This window comes from Pseudoalteromonas sp. Isolate3 (assembly GCF_022398505.1).
GTDB classification, from domain to species: Bacteria; Pseudomonadota; Gammaproteobacteria; order Enterobacterales; family Alteromonadaceae; genus Pseudoalteromonas; species Pseudoalteromonas apostichopi.
The window spans coordinates 1-1279 of the sequence record NZ_JAKEVN010000254.1; the positions used below are offsets into that span (position 1 = coordinate 1).

The 1279-nt window shown below is 41.3% G+C and carries 1 protein-coding gene; it reads right to left on the reverse strand.

Annotation, left to right across the window (positions count from 1 at the left end):
• Nucleotides 1-41: 41 nt before the first annotated feature.
• Nucleotides 42-1241: an Nramp family divalent metal transporter gene (locus L1D46_RS20675; RefSeq protein ID WP_130051587.1), complete on the reverse strand. Its 1200-nt coding sequence runs from the start codon at nt 1239-1241 to the stop codon at nt 42-44.
• Nucleotides 1242-1279 lie beyond the last annotated feature (38 nt).

Genomic DNA, 1279 nt, shown 5'->3' on the forward strand with positions numbered 1-1279 from the left:
CATTTGCGGCCTTTTTAATGCATATGTCGTAATAGTAAAATTTAAAAAATTAGATTGCTGAGTTTATAAAGGCTAAGGCCAAATATAAGTAGTAGTACCGGGGCGACTACAAGGTTAACAAGCAAGGAGTTGGTGTGTTCTTTCATGATAGATTTTTGATTAACTAACCAAACAAGGTAACAGGTAACGATTGGGAGTAATAAACCATTAGCCGCTTGTGCAAAGATGATGACCGCAACAGGATCAAGTCCAAGTGATGCGACAAGTGAGCCAAAAACGAGGATAATAATGGCGACAAGTTTAAACCGCATATCACTCATTTGTGTTGACCAGCCAAGCATACCGCAAACAGCATAAGCACCAGCAAGTGGGGCAGTAATTGCGCTAGTTAGGCCAGCTGCACATAAACCGATAGCAAAGAAATAATGTGCCATACCACCTAGGAGAGGCTCTAGTTGCACGGCCATATTAGCCGCTGATATTTTTCCTGCATCGCTACCATAAAACGCCACTGATGCCGTTGATAGAATGGCTAAGGTTATTATACCTCCTAAAGTAATCGAGATACTGGTATCAAGGTTCGTTTCTTTAATTACTTTGTTAATGTTTTTAGAACTATCGTGTTTTTCAGCAAGTACTCCTGAATGTAAAAACAGGTTATAGGGCACAATTGTTGTGCCTATCAAGGCCAGTACCGTGGTAATTGAATCATTTGGTAAGCTCGGTATAAAGCCCTTTAATATCTGATTAAGAGGTGGAGCGGCCATAACGAGCGTTGATATAAACACTAAGCTCATCAACACCACTAAAACAATTAACGCACCTTCAATTACTTTGTGCTTGCCAGTGTACAAAAGCACTGCACTTAATACTGCAATAAGTGGTGTCCATAACATTGGGCTGACAGATGGCATAATTTCTTGCAGCCCTAAACTTGCACCAGTCAGATTGCCCGCTTCATAGGCAGCACTACCAATACCAATGGCACTGATCACTAATATCGCTGCGAGTGCTTTAAAAATAGGTGTTTGAATGGTTGTCCTAAGTGCAGACGCTAAATCTTGCCCAGTAGCTACGCCGAGACGGGCAGCCATTGATTGCAACAAAATAGTTGCTATGACAGAAAACAATAACGTCCAAATAAGAGCAAAGCCAAAATTGGCACCTGCAACACTTGCAGTAGTGATGGTTCCTGGGCCAATAAAAGCGGCGGTGACTAGAAGTCCGGGACCTAAACGCATGATAAAACCTTTTATTATTATTTGTTTAGTGTTTTAAC

Excerpts from the sequence above, each read along its gene's own strand:
- L1D46_RS20675 (WP_130051587.1), bottom strand. The coding sequence starts at position 1,241 with ATGCGTTTAGGTCCCGGACTTCTAGTCACCGCCGCTTTTATTGGCCCA.